The sequence below is a fragment of the Sphingomonas sp. genome, from assembly GCF_026460985.1.
Classification (GTDB): domain Bacteria; phylum Pseudomonadota; class Alphaproteobacteria; order Sphingomonadales; family Sphingomonadaceae; genus Sphingomonas.
In genome coordinates, this window is record NZ_JAPKNM010000077.1 from 36,263 (window position 1) to 51,725 (window position 15,463).

16 protein-coding genes are annotated in these 15,463 nt (G+C 67.4%); 3 read left to right on the forward strand and 13 right to left on the reverse strand.

What is annotated here, in order from left to right; translation table 11 throughout:
* Positions 1-64: 64 nt before the first annotated feature.
* From MT490_RS12950 to soxR, 4 genes are all read right to left on the reverse strand, one after another.
* Entirely contained in the window at positions 65-1,093 is a 1,029-nt protein-coding gene (locus tag MT490_RS12950) for an aspartate-semialdehyde dehydrogenase (RefSeq protein WP_297388268.1), read from the reverse strand.
* Between the two features lie 238 nt (positions 1,094-1,331).
* On the reverse strand, positions 1,332-2,675 hold the full coding sequence (locus tag MT490_RS12955) for a DUF418 domain-containing protein (RefSeq protein ID WP_297388271.1): 1,344 nt from the start codon (positions 2,673-2,675) through the stop codon (positions 1,332-1,334).
* A gap of 58 nt (positions 2,676-2,733) precedes the next feature.
* Positions 2,734-4,920 carry a S9 family peptidase gene (locus tag MT490_RS12960; protein ID WP_297388318.1) on the reverse strand — a complete coding sequence of 729 codons (2,187 nt, stop codon included), beginning with the start codon at positions 4,918-4,920 and terminating at the stop codon, positions 2,734-2,736.
* Between the two features lie 135 nt (positions 4,921-5,055).
* The gene (gene soxR / locus MT490_RS12965; protein WP_297388274.1) at positions 5,056-5,526 is read right to left on the reverse strand and encodes a redox-sensitive transcriptional activator SoxR; all 471 of its coding nucleotides are present in this window, start codon (positions 5,524-5,526) and stop codon (positions 5,056-5,058) included.
* Between the two features lie 87 nt (positions 5,527-5,613).
* Between soxR and MT490_RS12970 the strand changes: the two genes are divergently transcribed.
* Positions 5,614-5,991: a VOC family protein gene (locus MT490_RS12970; RefSeq protein ID WP_297388277.1), complete on the forward strand. Its 378-nt coding sequence runs from the start codon at positions 5,614-5,616 to the stop codon at positions 5,989-5,991.
* A 235-nt stretch (positions 5,992-6,226) separates the two neighbouring features.
* Here the strand turns inward: MT490_RS12970 and rplS are convergent, their stop codons facing one another.
* From rplS to MT490_RS12985, 3 genes are read right to left on the reverse strand one after another with little or no spacing between them, the layout of a single operon-like run.
* Positions 6,227-6,616 (reverse strand): 50S ribosomal protein L19, encoded by a 390-nt coding sequence (gene rplS / locus MT490_RS12975; protein ID WP_297388280.1) that lies wholly within the window; start codon positions 6,614-6,616, stop codon positions 6,227-6,229.
* Positions 6,617-6,618: 2 nt separating this feature from the next.
* Positions 6,619-7,350: a tRNA (guanosine(37)-N1)-methyltransferase TrmD gene (gene trmD / locus MT490_RS12980; RefSeq protein WP_297388283.1), complete on the reverse strand. Its 732-nt coding sequence runs from the start codon at positions 7,348-7,350 to the stop codon at positions 6,619-6,621.
* 38 nt (positions 7,351-7,388) lie between these two features.
* Positions 7,389-7,799, reverse strand: a complete 411-nt coding sequence (locus MT490_RS12985; protein WP_297388286.1) for an SRPBCC family protein — start codon at positions 7,797-7,799, stop codon at positions 7,389-7,391.
* Positions 7,800-7,912: 113 nt separating this feature from the next.
* Here MT490_RS12985 and MT490_RS12990 point away from each other — a divergent pair, with 113 nt between their 5' ends.
* Positions 7,913-8,515 (forward strand): Ada metal-binding domain-containing protein, encoded by a 603-nt coding sequence (locus MT490_RS12990; RefSeq protein ID WP_297388288.1) that lies wholly within the window; start codon positions 7,913-7,915, stop codon positions 8,513-8,515.
* Positions 8,516-8,544: 29 nt separating this feature from the next.
* Here MT490_RS12990 and MT490_RS12995 read toward each other — a convergent pair whose 3' ends face one another.
* From MT490_RS12995 to ffh, 6 genes are all read right to left on the reverse strand, one after another.
* The gene (locus tag MT490_RS12995) at positions 8,545-9,366 is read right to left on the reverse strand and encodes a TIGR04222 domain-containing membrane protein (RefSeq protein WP_297388291.1); all 822 of its coding nucleotides are present in this window, start codon (positions 9,364-9,366) and stop codon (positions 8,545-8,547) included.
* Positions 9,367-9,384: 18 nt separating this feature from the next.
* Positions 9,385-9,951, reverse strand: a complete 567-nt coding sequence (locus MT490_RS13000; protein ID WP_297388295.1) for a hypothetical protein — start codon at positions 9,949-9,951, stop codon at positions 9,385-9,387.
* Between the two features lie 47 nt (positions 9,952-9,998).
* Positions 9,999-10,721 carry a metallophosphoesterase family protein gene (locus tag MT490_RS13005; RefSeq protein WP_297388298.1) on the reverse strand — a complete coding sequence of 241 codons (723 nt, stop codon included), beginning with the start codon at positions 10,719-10,721 and terminating at the stop codon, positions 9,999-10,001.
* The gene (gene rimM / locus MT490_RS13010; RefSeq protein WP_297388303.1) at positions 10,718-11,194 is read right to left on the reverse strand and encodes a ribosome maturation factor RimM; all 477 of its coding nucleotides are present in this window, start codon (positions 11,192-11,194) and stop codon (positions 10,718-10,720) included. The genes MT490_RS13005 and rimM overlap by 4 nt, the downstream gene beginning before the upstream one ends.
* 103 nt (positions 11,195-11,297) lie before the next feature.
* A complete protein-coding gene (gene rpsP, locus MT490_RS13015) occupies positions 11,298-11,798 on the reverse strand; it encodes a 30S ribosomal protein S16 (RefSeq protein ID WP_297388306.1) in 501 nt (166 codons plus the stop codon).
* 102 nt (positions 11,799-11,900) lie between these two features.
* Complete coding sequence (gene ffh / locus MT490_RS13020; protein ID WP_297388309.1) at positions 11,901-13,388, reverse strand: signal recognition particle protein; 1,488 nt, start codon at positions 13,386-13,388, stop codon at positions 11,901-11,903.
* Between the two features lie 271 nt (positions 13,389-13,659).
* On the opposite strand from ffh, the gene MT490_RS13025 reads away from it, so the two are divergent.
* The gene (locus MT490_RS13025) at positions 13,660-15,285 is read left to right on the forward strand and encodes an EAL domain-containing protein (RefSeq protein WP_297388311.1); all 1,626 of its coding nucleotides are present in this window, start codon (positions 13,660-13,662) and stop codon (positions 15,283-15,285) included.
* Positions 15,286-15,463 lie beyond the last annotated feature (178 nt).

Consider the following 15,463-nt stretch of genomic DNA (forward strand, 5'->3'; position numbering starts at 1 on the left):
AGCCCCGACCTTTCCCAAACCCACCCCTTGATCCCCTCCCTTGCAGGGAGGGGAAACAGGGATCTCAGGCCGCCTTCTTCAGGTGCCGCCGGCCGAGCAGCTCGGCGATCTGCACGGCATTGAGCGCCGCGCCCTTGCGGAGATTGTCGCTCACGCACCACAGGCTCAGGCCGTTGTCGACGGTCGAATCCTCGCGGACGCGGCTGATATAGGTCGCATATTCGCCGACGCATTCGATCGGCGTGACGTAACCGCCGTCCTCATGCTTGTCGACGAGCATCACCCCCGGCGCCTCGCGCAGGATCTTCTTCGCCTGCTCCGCCGAGAGCTCGTCCTCGAACTCGATGTTGATCGCCTCGGAATGGCCGACGAACACGGGGACGCGCACGCAGGTGGCGGTCACCTTGATCTTCGGGTCGAGGATCTTCTTGGTCTCGACCACCATCTTCCATTCTTCCTTGGTCGAACCGTCGTCGAGGAAGCTGTCGATGTGCGGGATCACGTTGAACGCGATCTGCTTGGTGAACTTCCTGGGCTCGGCCTGGTCGCCGACGAAGATGTTGCGGCTCTGCTCGAACAGCTCGTCCATGCCCGCCTTGCCCGCGCCCGACACCGACTGGTAGGTCGCGACGACGACGCGCTTGATCTTCGCGGCATCGTGCAGCGGCTTCAACGCCACCACCATCTGCGCAGTCGAGCAGTTCGGGTTCGCGATGATGTTGCGCTTGGTATAGCCGTCGATCGCCTCGGGGTTCACTTCGGGGACGATCAGCGGCACGTCCGGATCCATGCGGTAGAGCGACGCATTGTCGATCACCGTGCAGCCCGCCGCGGCGAACTTCGGCGCGTACGTCTTGCTGCCGTCCGAACCGATCGCGAACAGCGCGATGTCCCAGCCCGTGGGATCGAAATGCTCGATGTTCTGGACCTTGAGCTTCTTGCCGGTATCGCCGAAATCGATCTCGTCGCCCTGGCTGCGCGCGGAGGCGAGCACGGCGATCTCGTCGATCGGGAATTCCCGCTCGGCGAGGATGTTCAGCATTTCACGCCCGACATTGCCGGTGGCGCCTGCGACCACGACACGGTAGCCCATTTTCGTCCTTCCATCAGGATCGTCGCACGTCCGGCGACGAATGGTTCATTGGTGGTAGATGTGGCGGAATGCCAGCGCATTCCAGTTGCTTCGACACAAAGCAGCGCTTTGCGCGCCTGACGCTCAGGCGCGTTTGGTAATTCGCGTGGTAGTTCGCGGTTTTCGAAGCATGGCGCGCCCCTAACAGAACAAAAGCTGCGTGGCGAGGCCCGTTTTTGAAAAAATCCGAAAGCGCCGCCTATGCCGGTTCGGGCGTCGCGGATACGGGCAGTTCGCGGCGGCGCCGGAAGGGCTGCCAGTGGACATAGGCCAGCGAGCGCCACGCCCATTCGAGCGGGCCGTTGGCGAAATAGCGCACCCACAGATTCGCGACCACCAGCTGCAACGCGATCACCGCGAGCGCGATTCCGGCCATGCTCGCCCAGCCCACGCGATCCCACAGCCCAGGCCCCCAGGGCGCGAACAGGATCCAGAGCCCGATGATCTGCTGCATGAAGTAGAGCGAGAAGGCAGTCCGCCCCGCCGCCTTGAACGGCGCGAACACCGCGCGGCCCGCGGCCGACTTCACGGCCAGGTTGATCATCGCGAGATGCCCGATCGAGACCGCGATGCGCGCGAACTCCTGGGTGAACCAGGATATCCGCGGCATCGGCATCATCACCAGATGCTCCGACGCCCCCCATGCCCGAAGCGCGAAGCCGGGAATGTAGCAGGCGAGCATCAGCAGCAGATAGAAACGCGCGCTGCGCTGGCCCTGGATCACGCCCCATTTCCACAGCGCGATACCGATCAGCATCACGCAGAATGCCTCGGCTATGGTCGGGAGGAGCTGGGGATAGATGAACTGCATGTAGAAGCCGATGTTCATACCCGCATAGGCCAGCAGGCCGCCCGAATGCCCCTTCCTCTCGAGCTCGGCGACCGTTTTCATCTCGGGCCCGCCAGTTCGCCGCCGCTCGACCAGCTTTTTCCAATCGTCGAGCGTCTTCTTCTCGGCCGCGGTGAGCGCGGTGCCCGACGCCTGCTTGGCGACCACCGCCTGCGATCGCTCGACCACGCCCGCGCGCTCGGCATAGCGCATCCCGCCGCCGATCAGCACGAACAGCGCAAAGCCCAATCCGAGCGCCAGCAGCAGCTTCGGCCCCAGCTTGCGGAACGGAAACAGCAGCAAAGCGGCGAGCGCGTAGACATGAAGGATATCGCCCGCCCAGAGCAGCACGAAGATGTCGAGCAGCCCGAAGCCGAGCAGCCAGAGATTGCGGCGCAGATAGAGGTCGGCCACCGCGACCGGCCCGTCGGGCGTCATCGCCCTGGCCGCGAGCACCATCATCCCCGCGCCGAACAGCAATTGGAGCAACCCACGCTGGGTGCCTTCGAGCAGCACCTGCAGCGTCCACCAGCTCGCCTGGTCGGCGGGCGTCCAGCCGACCGAGGCGGCATCGAGGAACAATTTGGCGATCGGCACCGCCATGAAAGGCACGTTCAGGAAGAAGATGCCGAGGATCGCGAAACCCCGCAGCATGTCCAGAACGTCGATCCGCGCCTTGCCCGTCACGGGCGCGAGTCCGATCCCCTGTTCCACCGTCTTTCCCCCGCTGGCTCAGCGAGGGAAAGCTATATCAACGCGCCGATATGTCGAGTCAGGGTTTGGCTGGAGCCGCCCCGGTGTGCCGGTCGAGGAAGTCGAAGATCGTCCCCCACAGATGCTCGCTCACCCCCGGCCCGCCGACCTTATGGGTGTGACCGGGATAGAGCATCATCTCGAACGGCACCTTCCGCTGCTGGAGCGTCGCCGCCATCGCGGTGGTGTGCTCGAGCACGACATTGTCGTCGGCCATGCCGTGGACGATCAGCAGCGGATCGGCGATCTTCGCGGCATCGCCGATCGTGTCCGAACGCCGGTACGCCTCGATCACCTTGGTCGGGTCGCCCATGTAGCGCTCGGTATAATGGGTGTCGTAGAGGTCCCACTTGCTTACCGGCGCCCCGGCCACGCCCGCCGCGAAGGTGCCCGGCGCGGCCTCGAGCATCTTGAGCGTCATATAGCCGCCATACGACCAGCCATAGGTGACGATCTTCGCCGGATCGACGAAATCGAGCGTCTTGAGATAATTGGTGCCCGCGACCTGATCCTCGACCTCGACCGAACCCATCGCGTGCCAGATCGCGTCCTCGAACGCCTTGCCGCGATTGGCCGAGCCGCGATTGTCGATCTGGAACCAGATATAGCCGCGATCGACGATATACTGCTGGAGCGCACCGCCCCAGGCCTTGCTCACCGTCTGCGAGTGCGGGCCGCCATAATGCTGGAAGAACACCGGATAGCGCTTGCCCGGCTCGCGCTTCGGCGTGACCATCTCCCAGTGCAGAATGCTGCCGTCGGGGCCCTTGATCGTCCCGAAGGTCCGCTCGTGGTGGTTCGCGAGATACGGGTTGTAGGGGTGGTCCGCCGCGGTCACGGCGTTCTCGTTCACCCAGGCGATGCGCTTGCCCGCGGTATCGGCGAGATAGACCTGCGTGGGCTGGCCGGTGTTGGAGCGGGTGACGATCGCACGTGTGCCCTCGGGATCCATCACCGCGCTGTTCCACCAACCCGTCTCGGTCAACCGCGTGACCGCGCCGGGCTTGCGATAGCTCGCCGCATAGAGATGCCGCTCGAGCACCCCGTCCTTGTTGCCGAGGAAGAAGACACGGCCCGCTTTCTGGTCGACACCGACCACGTCGGGCGTGACTTCCCACTCGCCCGTGGTCAGCTGGGTCCATTTGCCCTTGGCGAAGCGATAGAGGTGCCCGTGACCGTCGCGCTCGGACCACCAGATCAGGCTGCCGTCGTCCAGCGGGGTCAGCGCGTTCGAAAGGTTCACCCAGCTCTTCGGCCCGGACTTCTCGCTGAACAGCACCACGGACTTGCCCGTCGCCGGATCGACCGCGAGCACGTCGAGCACCGTCTGGTCGCGATTCTGGCGCTGGACGTAGAGCGTCTTGCCGTCGCGCGACCAGTCGACGCGCGCGAGATAGATGTCGGTCTCGGTGCCGAGATCGACCTTGACCTTCTCGCTGCCGTCGGGCCGCATCACATGGAGTTCCACCAGCGCGTTGGGCGTGCCCGCCTTGGGATAACGCTGCTGATAGATGCTGGTGCTCTCGGCGCCGATCGCGGTGCGGGTGACGATGCCCACCGGCGCCTCGTCGAAGCGCTCGACCGCGACGCGGCTGTCGTCGCGCGCCCACCAATGGCCGGTGAACCGGTCCATTTCCTCCTGCGCGACGAACTCGGCCTCGCCCCAATGGACGGTGTCCGCGCCGTCCTCGGTGACACGCTTCGGCGTACCGGTGGCGAGGTCCATCACGAACAGGTTCTGGTCCTGGACATAGCTCGCATAGCGGCCCGCCGGGCTCACCACGGCGTTGAGCTTGGGGCCCGCCGCAGCGGCGAGCTTCCGCACCTGGCCGTCGAGCCGCGCGAGATAGAGCTCGCCGTCGAGCGGCACGAGGATCGACTGCGAATCCGCCGACCAGTCATAGGAGACGATGCCCTTGGTCCCGCCGATGCGCGCGCGCTCGCGCTGCATCTTCTCGGCCTCGGAAAGCGCGGCGCCGGTGCCGAGCTTCTTCGAATCGACCAGCATCCGCCATTCGCCGGTGCGCGTGTCCATCGCCCAGAGGTCGAAGCGCTCCTTCTCGTCGGCGCGGTTGCGCAGCAGCGTGACGAACTTGCCGTCGGGCGAGAGCGTCAGCTTGCGCGGCGTGGTGCCGGCCAGGTCGGGGCTGGCGAAGACGCGCTCGAGCGTCAGGTCCTTGCCCTGCGCGACCGCCTCACCGGTCATCAGCGGTGCTCCCAGCGCGACCAAAGCCAGTCCCAGCAACCATTTACGCATTCCCGTTCTCTCCGGAGGCAGCACCCGGCGAGCGCGGGCGAACGCGCCTTATCGCGAGCCGTGGGGGCTTGGTAAAGCCTGTTACTATTCGAGATCGAGCGCGACCTTGCGCGAGACGAGGATGAAGCGTGGCCCCGTGCCGTTCTGCGCCGCGCGGTCGTCCGGATTGTAGAGCGCGCACTTCTTCAGGCTCAGGCAGCCGCAGCCGATGCAGCCGTCGAGATCGTCGAGCGTGCGCTGGAGCTGCGCCACCCGCGTCTCGATCACTTGCCGGAAGCCGCGGCTGATCCGTTTCCAGTCGGTGGCGCTCGGCGCCCTGCCCTCGGGCAATTTGCCGAGCTCGGCGGCGATCTGCGGCAGCGTGAAGCCCAATTGCTGCGCGATCAGCGCGAACGAGACGCGGCGGATGTCCGATCGCAGGAAACGACGCTGGTTGCCCGCGGTGCGGATCGGATGCACCAGCCCCTTGCCCTCGTAGAAGCGCACCGCCGACACCGACAGCCCCGTGCGCGCCGCCAGCTCGCCGATCGTCAGCAGCTCGTTCCCGCGGTTCATTCCCGTCTCCGATTTTGACGCTTGACCTCAACTTAGGTTGAGGTTGTAGCTGCTTGTCGCATGGCCTCCAACCGGGAAAGGGACCCCATGCCGCAGCCTTATATCGAGCACGTCAACCTCACCGTCCGCAGCCCCGAGCGCACCGCGCAACTGCTTGCCGATCTGTTCGACTGGCATATCCGCTGGGAAGGCCCGGCGCGCGACAACGGCCGCACGATCCATGTCGGCGACGAACGCACCTATCTCGCGGTCTACACCCCGCCCGAAGCTCCCGACGACAGCGTCTTCGAGAAGGGCCGCCCGCTCAACCATGTCGGCATCCTCGTCGACGATCTCGACGATATCGAGCGGCGCGTGATCGCCGCCGGGCTCGTGCCCTTCGCGCACGCCGATTACGATCCCGGCCGGCGCTTCTACTTCTTCGACCACGACGGCACCGAGTTCGAGATCGTCAGCTACGCGTGAGGGTAGCCACGGGCGGCCAACAGATCCCCCTCCCTGCAAGGGAGGGGTTAGGGGTGGGTGAGCCGAGACGAGGCTCGATGCCTCGGCTCGGCTGCAGCGACAGGAGCGCGGCTTGCGCCGCGCACCCACCCCCAGCCCCTCCCTTGCAGGGAGGGGAGCTCATATGCGCAAAAGAAAAGGGCGCGGTGGCCATCGCCACCGCGCCCTTCGCTTTGTCTCGGAAGAACCGAAGCTGTTACTCGGCGGCGGCAACCTCGGTCGGGCGCACGTCGCGGCGCTCGGCGATACGTGCCGACTTGCCGGTGCGGCCGCGCAGATAATAGAGCTTGGCGCGACGGACGACGCCCTTGCGGACGACCTCGATCGAATCGATGTTCGGCGAATAGAGCGGGAAGACGCGCTCGACGCCCTCGCCGAACGAGATCTTGCGAACGGTGAAGCTCGAACCCATGCCCTTGTTGGCACGGGCGATGCACACGCCCTCATAGTTCTGGACGCGGGTGCGCTCGCCTTCGACGACCTTCACGCCGACGCGGAGAGTGTCGCCCGGGCGGAATTCCGGAATCTTCTTCGCCTCGTTGAACTTGGCGATCTGCTCGGCTTCGAGCGTCTGGATGACGTTCATGACTAGTCGTTCCTGTTTCGTCGCCGCGCGCCAGAGGGAGGTTGGACCCGAGCGCCCTCGTGGCGCTCCCAAAGGTCCGGCCTCCTTAGCCGTGTGTCGGTCTCGGCCTGAGCGCGTCGCCAGGCTTCGATCCTCGCATGATCCCCCGATCGCAGCACTTCGGGGATCGTGCGCCCTTCCCATGTAGCAGGTCGGGTATATTGCGGATATTCGAGCAGCCCCGTCTCGAAGCTCTCGTCCATGCCGCTGGAAGGCGCGCCCATTACTCCGGGAAGCAGCCGAATGCAAGCGTCGAGCAGGGTCAGCGCCGCCATCTCGCCGCCGGAGAGGATATAGTCGCCGATCGAGACCTGCTCGATCTCGCGCCCTTCGAACAGCCGCTCGTCGATCCCCTCGAAGCGGCCGCACAGGATCGTCACGCCGGGACCGTCCGCCAGCCCCCGTACGCGCTCCTGGGCGAGCGGGCGCCCGCGCGGCGTCATCGCCAGCACCGGCCGGCCCGGCGCAACGCTGTCGAGCGCGGCGGCGAGCACGTCGGCGCGCATCACCATCCCCGCCCCGCCCCCGGCCGGCGTATCGTCGACCGAGCGGTGCTTGTCGGTGGCGAAATCGCGGATCTGCACCGCCTCGAGGCTCCACAGCCCCTCGCGCAGCGCCCGCCCGGCCAGCGAAATGCCCAGCGGCCCGGGAAACATCTCAGGGTAGAGCGTCAGGATCGTCGCGGTGAAAGCCATGCGCGCGTTTCGCGCCCGCGCGCCGCTTTGGCAAGCGGTCAGCCGCGGCCGGCCCCGCTCTCCAGATGCGCCTTCATGCACGCCAGTCCCTGCGCCATCATCGGCGAGACTCGATCGGCGAGCGAATCCGGCAGCAGGTCGGCGGTCCAGACCACCCGGGCGCCCTCCGGCGCCTCCAGGACCTGGAGCGCGCCGTTGTGATGCTCGAACGCCTTGATCGCCCACACCAAGCGGCGGCGGGCGTCGTCCACGGAGACGATCGTCTCGTCAGCCACCGCGCCGTTGACGAACGTCACCCGGCGCACCGGCGCGCCCTCGACGTCCAGCATCTCGGTGGCTGCGACGAAGCCAGGGACCAATCGGTCGTGCAGCCTATCGACTTCGCGCGCGGCGCCCCAGACGGTGCCGGGGTCGGCGGCGATGAAGACCTCGTGGTGAAGCGATGCCATGAATTTCACTCCGCTGAAATGTCGCGAGCAGGCGTAGCGTCCGCCCACCACCGCCGCTGGCAGAAATCGGACGCGATCATCGCCGCCGAACGACAAGCACCAGGAAAGCACTTATGATGCAGCGAATGACGCAGCCGATCGATCCGGAGGCCCAACTCGATTTCGCCACCTGCGAGCAGGCGCGATATGCGCGCGACCCGGCGTTCGACGGGGTGATCTTCATCGCGGTCAAGTCGACCCGGATCTATTGCCGCCCGGTCTGCCCGGTGCGGCAACCGCTGACCCGCAACGTCCATTACTATCCGAGCGCAGCCGCGGCCGAGGCGGCAGGGTTCCGCCCCTGTCTCCGCTGCCGGCCCGAGACCGCGCCGCACTCGCCCGCCTGGAACGGCACGCGGGCGACCGTGGACCGCGCGCTCCGGCTCATCGAGCAAGGCGCGCTCGACGAAGCGGGAGTCGAGGCGCTAGCCGGCCGGCTGGGCATGGGGGCGCGGCATCTCACGCGGCTGTTCCGGCGCTATCTGGACACCACGCCGCTCGCCGCGGCGCGCACCGCGCGGATCCAGCGCGCCAAGCGGCTTCTCGACACCACCGATCTCGGCATGACCGAAATCGCGCTGGCGGCGGGCTTCGGCAGCGTGCGGTCGTTCAACGCCGCCTTCCAGCAGGTCTATCGGACTCCGCCGGGTGCCCTGAAACGGCGCGGCGTGCGTTGAGGCGCGGAGGTGATCCGGGAGTCCGGATCCTAGCTCCCGCAGCCGCCGCACCCCCCGCCGCCGCAGCCGCCGTCTCCACCGCCGCCGCTGTCGCCGCCGCCCGAGCCTCCGTCCCCGCTGGACCTCCGCATCTCGTGATAGTCGGACCAGGGCGAGCCGGCGAGCACCGCGGTGCCGAACAGCGCCACAGCCAGGTCGGCCTCGTCGGGTGCGGGCGCGCGCCGCAACCGGCTTCCCCCCGATTGCGCCTCCGCCACCGCCGCCTGCCCCGCCCGGGTCCGCCGGTCTACCGCGGCGAAGCGGATGACCGCCAGGACCGCCGTCACCGCGAGCAGGACCGTCAGGAAGCCCACCGGCCGCTCGCGATCGACGCCGATCATCCATTTGGTGGCGCCGAAGGCGAACAGCAGCAGATAGGGCGAGGTCTGCCAGAAGCGCAGCTGCAGTCTGGTCGCCCCGTCAAGCAGCAGCCCGGCATCGATCAGCCCGCGCTCCACCGGCTCGGCGGCCCGGCCGAGCGTTCCCTCCAGCGTCTGCCATTTGATGGGCGACGTGAGCGCGAGGGCCTGCCGCTCGACCTCGCTGCGCCCGTCGCGCTCGCCCGTCCAGAAATATTTGCCGCCGGTCCTGAGCTGTTCCCCGGCCAGCAGCCGCGCGACGACCGTGTCGACGAAGCGCGCCTTCCCGCCCGTCAGGATGGCGAGCTGGTCGCGATCGACGGCGCGGACGCGCCCGCCATCGGGCCGCAGCCAGTTGGGGATGAGCCACCCCGATACGATCGTGACGACGAGCAGCACCCCGTACAATGCCAGGAAGGGCCCGCCAGTAAGGTCGAATGGTCCCAGTGACATAAGGTCTCCTATCTCCTCCTAGAGAGTGATCCACGATGCGACGAGCAATGCACCCGCCACGACCGCCAGCGCCGCCCAGACGGCGCGGCGGGGGATGATGAAGACGTCGCGCGGATGGACGCGCCGCGCCCGGGGATCCTCGATCAGCCGGCGCGCGGCGCTCGGCCACATATCCTCGGGCGGCGTACCGAATACCGCCTCGTAGCTCCGCAGCGTCTCGGCATATTGGCGGAAATAGCGGTCGTGCTCGGCCGCGCCGCCCGCGGTCGGACCATGGTGGAGCGGCCGCCCGAGCACCGGGCAGAAGCGCTCCCAATAGTCGCGGCTATAGGTCAGATGGAGGTGCCAGGCCTGGTCGACCGCGTCCGAGGGCGTGACCGGGTGGCCGGCGGTGACCGCGAGGAAGCAGAAGCGGCGATATTCCTCGATCACCCGCTCGGCATGCGCGGTGCGCCAGCCATTCTCGCGCGCAAGGCGCTCGGCGAAGCTCAGTGCCGCGTCGGGAGGGCCGAAAGTGTAATGGGAGAGCGCCGACCAGAGCGGGTGGTCCGGGGCATCAGCGGTAAGACCAGGGGCCTTTCGCATCTGAATATCCATTAGCATAATGGACATTCAGCCGCAAGCGGCGATGTCTACGGCTTCCCCGTAGCCAGGGCCCGCGCCCAATCGCTCCGCCCCTCGCGCTCCGCCTTCACGGCGGCGCCAGCGTGATCGTAAACCACTGCGTGAAAAGCGATTTCCCCACCCTCGACGATCGCATAGCGCGCCCGTGCGTCTTCCCCTTCGACGACATGGGGAAAAGGGTGGTCGTCGTGAAAGCCCTGCAGGCCGACGCTGCCGGGGTTCGCCACGCCGCGCCCGTCCGCCAGCCGCCGGAATCCCGGAATATGCGAATGCCCGCAAAGCGTGAGCGGCTCGGCCCGGCCGCCCAGCCGGTCCGCGACTTCGGCCTCCGTGGCCCGGCGAAGCCCGGCGGGCTCGACGGTCTCGAGGAAATGCTCGACGTCGCTGCCGGGGGTTCCGTGGCACAGGAACAGCTCTTCGAGCGCCAGCATCTCCGGCAGTGCCGCCAGCCAGCGGAGTTGCGCGTCCGAAAGCAGCGGCCGGGTGAAAGCGTCGGAAGCGTTCATCCGCTCGGGCGCCAGGCGGAGCAGCTGCCGCTCATGATTGCCCGCGATCGTCGGCCAGTCGCGCGCCATCAGATAGGCCGCGGTCTCCGCCGGCCAGAGCGGGCCGGACAGGATGTCGCCCAGGTTCAGGAAGCGCGCGCAGCCCCGCGCCTCCGCGTCGGCGACGACCGCTTCGAGGGCGGGCAGGTTGCCATGGATGTCCGAAAGAACCGCGATGCGGCTCATTCGACGAAGCCCGCGGCCACCACCAGCCGCTCGTCATTCCATTCGGGAACCGCCTCGGGGCGCATCGGCACCATGAAGCGCTTGCCGTTCGGGCGCTCGATCTCGAGCACGTCGCCGGCGCCGTAATTGTCGATCGCGACCACAATGCCCAGCACATCTCCCGCGTCTGAGACCGCGGCGAGCCCGAGCAGGTCGACATGATAATATTCGCCCTCGCCGAGCGGCGGCAGCGCCGAGCGCGGGACGGTGAGCTGGGTGCCGCGCAGCGCCTCGGCGGCGTTGCGGTCGGCAATCTCGGCGAAGCGCGCGATCGCACCGTTCGAGCCCGAGCGCAGGCTCCTGAGCGTCAGCGCGCCCTGGTTGAAGCTCTTGTAGCTGGCGAGATCGTCGGCGAAAACCTTGAGGCGGACTTCGCCGGCGATGCCGTGCGCGCCGATGATCGCGGCGAGCGTGACGGGGCGGTCGGCGTTCATGCCCCCCGCCCCGTCAGCGCCAATGCCGCGCATCGGGTCTGCTGGCCATCCTGCGCTCGGGACGTATCGCGTCCGGCGAGACGCACGATGGCCGGCAAGTGCCTCAGCCTTCCGAGGCTTCTTCGGCGGCGGCTTCGGCCGGAGCCTCTTCCGCAGTCGCTTCGGCGGCCGGAGCCTCGACAGCCGGAGCCGCTTCCTCGGTCACTTCCTCGGCAACCGGCTCGGGCGCGGGCGCGGCGGCTGCCTCGGCAGCGGCTTCCTCGGCGGCCTTCAGCTTCTCGGCACGCTCCTCGGCGCGCTCCTTGGCCTTCTCGCCCGGCTCGGCCTTCTTCGGGTTGTTGCGCGCGGCACGCTCCTTGACGCCCGCGACGTCGAGGAAGCGGGCGACGCGGTCGGTCGGCTGCGCGCCGACGCTCAGCCAATGCTTGGCGCGGTCGCCGTCGAGCACGATGCGCTTCTCGTCGTCCTTGGCGAGCAGCGGGTTGTAGGTGCCGATCTTCTCGATGAACTTGCCGTCACGGGGCGAGCGCGCATCGGCGATCACGATCCGGTAGTACGGACGCTTCTTCGAACCGCCGCGCGAAAGACGCATAGAGAGAGCCATTACTTCACTTCCTTCATCGTCATCCCGGCGAAAGCCGGGATCTTTCCAATTGTTGATCCTTGCCTCACGAGATCCCGGCCTTCGCCAGGATGACGCGGGGCGTCACTTCTTCTTCAAGAAATTCTCGAAACCGGGCGGGAGGTTGGCGCCACCAGGAAGGCCGGGAAGCCCGCCGCCCATCTTGCCCATCATCTCGCCCATCTCGGGACCGCCGAGCGCGTTGCCGACGCCCGCCATCCCGCCGCCGGGGCCGCCCTTGCCGAGCATGCCCAGCATGCCCTTGAGGCCGCCCATCTTCTTCAAGCGCTTCATCGCCGTCTGCATCTCCTGATGCATCTTCAGGAGCTTGTTGACGTCCTGAACGGTGGTGCCGCTGCCCTTGGCGACGCGGATCTTGCGCTTGGCGTTGAGCAGTTCGGGCTTGGCGCGCTCCTTGACCGTCATCGATCCGATCATCGCGTCCATGCGGAGCAGGATCTTCTCGTCGACCGCGCCCGAGGCCATCGCCGCCTGCGCCTTCTTCATGCCGGGGATCATCCCCGCCAGCGCGCCCAGCCCGCCCATGCGGCGCATCTGCTGGAGCTGGCTGCGCAGGTCGTTCATGTCGAACTGGCCCTTGGCGAGCCGGCTCGCCATGCGCTCGGCGTCTTCCTGCTGGATCGATTCGGCAGCGCGCTCGACCAGCGACACCACGTCGCCCATGCCGAGGATGCGACCGGCGACGCGCTTGGGATGGAACGGCTCGATCGCGTCGAGCTTCTCGCCCATGCCGGCGAACTTGATCGGCTTGCCGGTGACCGCACGCATCGATAGCGCCGCGCCGCCGCGGGCGTCGCCGTCCATGCGGGTGAGGATCACGCCGGTGAGCGGCACCTGCTCGGAGAAGCTGGAAGCGACGTTGACCGCGTCCTGGCCGGTCAGGCTGTCGACGACGAGCAGGATCTCGGCCGGGTTGGCGATGTCCGCCACCGCCTTCATCTCGTCCATCAGCGCCTGATCGACGTGGAGGCGACCCGCGGTGTCGAGCATCAGCACGTCGAAGCCCTGGAGCTTCGCCGAGCTGAGCGCGCGCCTGGCGATCTCGACCGGGGTCTGGCCCGCGACGATCGGCAGGGTCGCCACTTCGGTCTGGGTGCCGAGCACGGCGAGCTGCTCCTGCGCGGCCGGGCGATTGACGTCGAGCGACGCCATCATCACCTTCTTGCCCTGCGCCTTGGTCAGCAGCTTCGCCAGCTTGGCGGTGGTCGTCGTCTTGCCCGAGCCCTGAAGGCCGACGAGCATGATCACGGCGGGCGGCGTGACGCCGATCTCGAGCTCGGCGGTGTCGCTGCCGAGCATGTCGATCAGCGCGTCATGGACGATCTTGACGACCTGCTGGCCCGGCGTGACCGAGCGCAGCACCTGCTGGCCGATCGCCTGCTCGGTCACCTTGTCGACGAAGTCGCGCGCCACGGGAAGCGCGACATCGGCCTCCAGCAGCGCGATCCGCACTTCGCGCATCGCGGTGCGGACATCGCCCTCATTGAGCGCACCACGCCCGCGCAGACGCTCGAAGACGCCGCCTAGCCGATCGCTCAGACTGTCGAACATGGGACCAAGATCACTCCAAAATCACGAGCCGATCCGCCAAACGCAAAACACGCCGGCGGACGAAACCTCGTCGGCCGGCGTCACCCCTCGGGGTGCACAATGTTCGCGTTCCACGGGAACGGTCGGAGCCGCACATAGCGCCGGATGGCGGATCGCGCAACCCAAGGGTCCGCATCGGACGGGTAAGGTTTCGGAAAGCTCCGCATTTAACCCGATCTACACCCTCACCGACGAAAACACGCGCTTGTCAATTAGGGGGCGGGCATCGGCCATGTCGCTGGATCTCGAGGAAGACATGATGCAGGGGCGGGGTCCGCGCACCAACGTGATCACCGGCGCGATCAGCATCGCCGCCATCCTGCTGTTCGTCGGGATCGGCAGCTCGGTGCTGTCCCAGTCGCTGCAGCATTATTTCCAGGGCGCGGAGCCGCCGAGCCAGCCGCTCGTCATCGCATTGCTGCTCAACGTGGCGCTGATCCTGTTCGGCTGGCGCCGTCATTCGGAGCTGAGCCACGAGCTCCAGATCCGCTCCGCCGCCGAGGAACGCGCCCAGCAGCTCGCCAGCCGCGATCCGCTCACCGGCTTCCTCAACCGCCGCAGCCTCGCCGAAGAGGGCGCAGCGATGTTCGTCCGCGCCCAGCGCCGCCGCAAGGCGATGGCTTTGGTGATGCTGGACCTCGATCACTTCAAGACGATCAACGACATGCACGGCCATGCCGTGGGCGACGCGCTGCTCCGTGCGGTGGCGAGCGAGATCGCGCACTTCATGCCCCCGATCGCGCTCACCGCCCGGCTGGGCGGCGACGAGTTCGCCTGCGGCTTCCTGTTCGACGCCGACGAGCCGGGAACGGTCGAGCGCATCGCCGAGAAGCTGATCAGCCGCATGGCGCAGCCCTTCGAGGCGGAGGGGCTCCGGCTCCATATCAGCTGCTCGCTCGGCATCGCGCGCTCGGACTTCGACTGCGCCGGGATCGACGCGCTGATGCGCGCCGCCGACATCGCCATGTACCAGGCCAAGAAGGCCGGCCGGAACCGCTTCGCCTGGTTCGATCATTCGATGGAGCGCGAGCTCCAGCTCCGCAACGAGCTCGAATCGGGCCTCCGCCTCGCCATCCCGCGGCAGGAAGTCGTCCCCTATTTCGAGCAGCAGATCGATCTCTCGACCGGCCGCCTCCACGGCTTCGAAGTGCTCGCGCGCTGGGAGCATCCGCAGCGCGGCATGATCAGCCCCGAGCTGTTCATCCCGATCGCCGAGGAGACCGGCATGATCGGCGACCTCTCGCTGTCGATCATGCGCCAGGCGCTGCTCGCCGCGCGCGACTGGGATCCCTCGCTCAACGTCTCGATCAACATCTCGCCCTGGCAGCTGCGAGACGCGTGGCTGGCGCAGAAGATCATCAAGGTGCTGACCGAGACGGGCTTCCCGGCCAATCGGCTCGAGGTCGAGATCACCGAGAGCGCATTGTTCGACAATCTCGCGCTCGCCCAGTCGATCGTCGGCAGCCTCAAGAACCAGGGCGTGCAGCTCGCGCTCGACGATTTCGGCACCGGCTATTCGTCGCTGGCGCACCTGCGCGCCTTGCCCTTCGATCGCATCAAGATCGACAAGAGCTTCATCATGTCGCTGAACGAGAGCGCGGATTCCGCGGCGATCGTCAACGCGATCATCAGCCTGGGCGAGAGCCTCAACCTGCCGATCACCGCCGAGGGCGTCGAGGACGCGGAGATCGAGGCGCGGCTGCGCGCGCTCGGCTGCGCCAAGGCGCAGGGCTGGCATTACGGCAAGCCGCTCTCGACCGCGAGCGTCCGCCGCCTGCTCGCCGAACGCCGCCTGCTCCGCCATTCGACGCCGGCCGAAACGCCGGTCGCGGTCACCAGCCAGCGCCTGGTAGGCTGACGCGTAACTCCCCTCCCTGCTTGCAGGGAGGGGCTGGGGGTGGGTGCGCGCGTCTGCGCGCCCACAAGACTCAATCGCCCAGACATAAGCACCGAACGGGGCATCGAGCCCCGTCCGCCGCTACCCACCCCTGGCCCCTCCCTTGCAGGGAGGGGAACGCGAACTGTCGGACGATAGA

Bases quoted from the DNA above. Each gene is read 5' to 3' on its own strand.
- MT490_RS12985 (WP_297388286.1), bottom strand. From the start codon at position 7,799: ATGGCATCGCTTCACCACGAGGTCTTCATCGCCGCCGACCCCGGCACC.
- rimM (WP_297388303.1), bottom strand. From the start codon at position 11,194: ATGAACGCCGACCGCCCCGTCACGCTCGCCGCGATCATCGGCGCGCAC.
- soxR (WP_297388274.1), bottom strand. From the start codon at position 5,526: ATGAACCGCGGGAACGAGCTGCTGACGATCGGCGAGCTGGCGGCGCGC.
- rplS (WP_297388280.1), bottom strand. From the start codon at position 6,616: ATGAACGTCATCCAGACGCTCGAAGCCGAGCAGATCGCCAAGTTCAAC.
- MT490_RS12950 (WP_297388268.1), bottom strand. From the start codon at position 1,093: ATGGGCTACCGTGTCGTGGTCGCAGGCGCCACCGGCAATGTCGGGCGT.
- MT490_RS13005 (WP_297388298.1), bottom strand. From the start codon at position 10,721: ATGAGCCGCATCGCGGTTCTTTCGGACATCCATGGCAACCTGCCCGCC.
- ffh (WP_297388309.1), bottom strand. From the start codon at position 13,388: ATGTTCGACAGTCTGAGCGATCGGCTAGGCGGCGTCTTCGAGCGTCTG.
- MT490_RS12990 (WP_297388288.1), top strand. From the start codon at position 7,913: ATGATGCAGCGAATGACGCAGCCGATCGATCCGGAGGCCCAACTCGAT.
- MT490_RS12960 (WP_297388318.1), bottom strand. From the start codon at position 4,920: ATGACCGGTGAGGCGGTCGCGCAGGGCAAGGACCTGACGCTCGAGCGC.
- rpsP (WP_297388306.1), bottom strand. From the start codon at position 11,798: ATGGCTCTCTCTATGCGTCTTTCGCGCGGCGGTTCGAAGAAGCGTCCG.
- MT490_RS13000 (WP_297388295.1), bottom strand. From the start codon at position 9,951: ATGCGAAAGGCCCCTGGTCTTACCGCTGATGCCCCGGACCACCCGCTC.
- MT490_RS12970 (WP_297388277.1), top strand. From the start codon at position 5,614: ATGCCGCAGCCTTATATCGAGCACGTCAACCTCACCGTCCGCAGCCCC.
- MT490_RS12995 (WP_297388291.1), bottom strand. From the start codon at position 9,366: ATGTCACTGGGACCATTCGACCTTACTGGCGGGCCCTTCCTGGCATTG.
- trmD (WP_297388283.1), bottom strand. From the start codon at position 7,350: ATGGCTTTCACCGCGACGATCCTGACGCTCTACCCTGAGATGTTTCCC.
- MT490_RS13025 (WP_297388311.1), top strand. From the start codon at position 13,660: ATGTCGCTGGATCTCGAGGAAGACATGATGCAGGGGCGGGGTCCGCGC.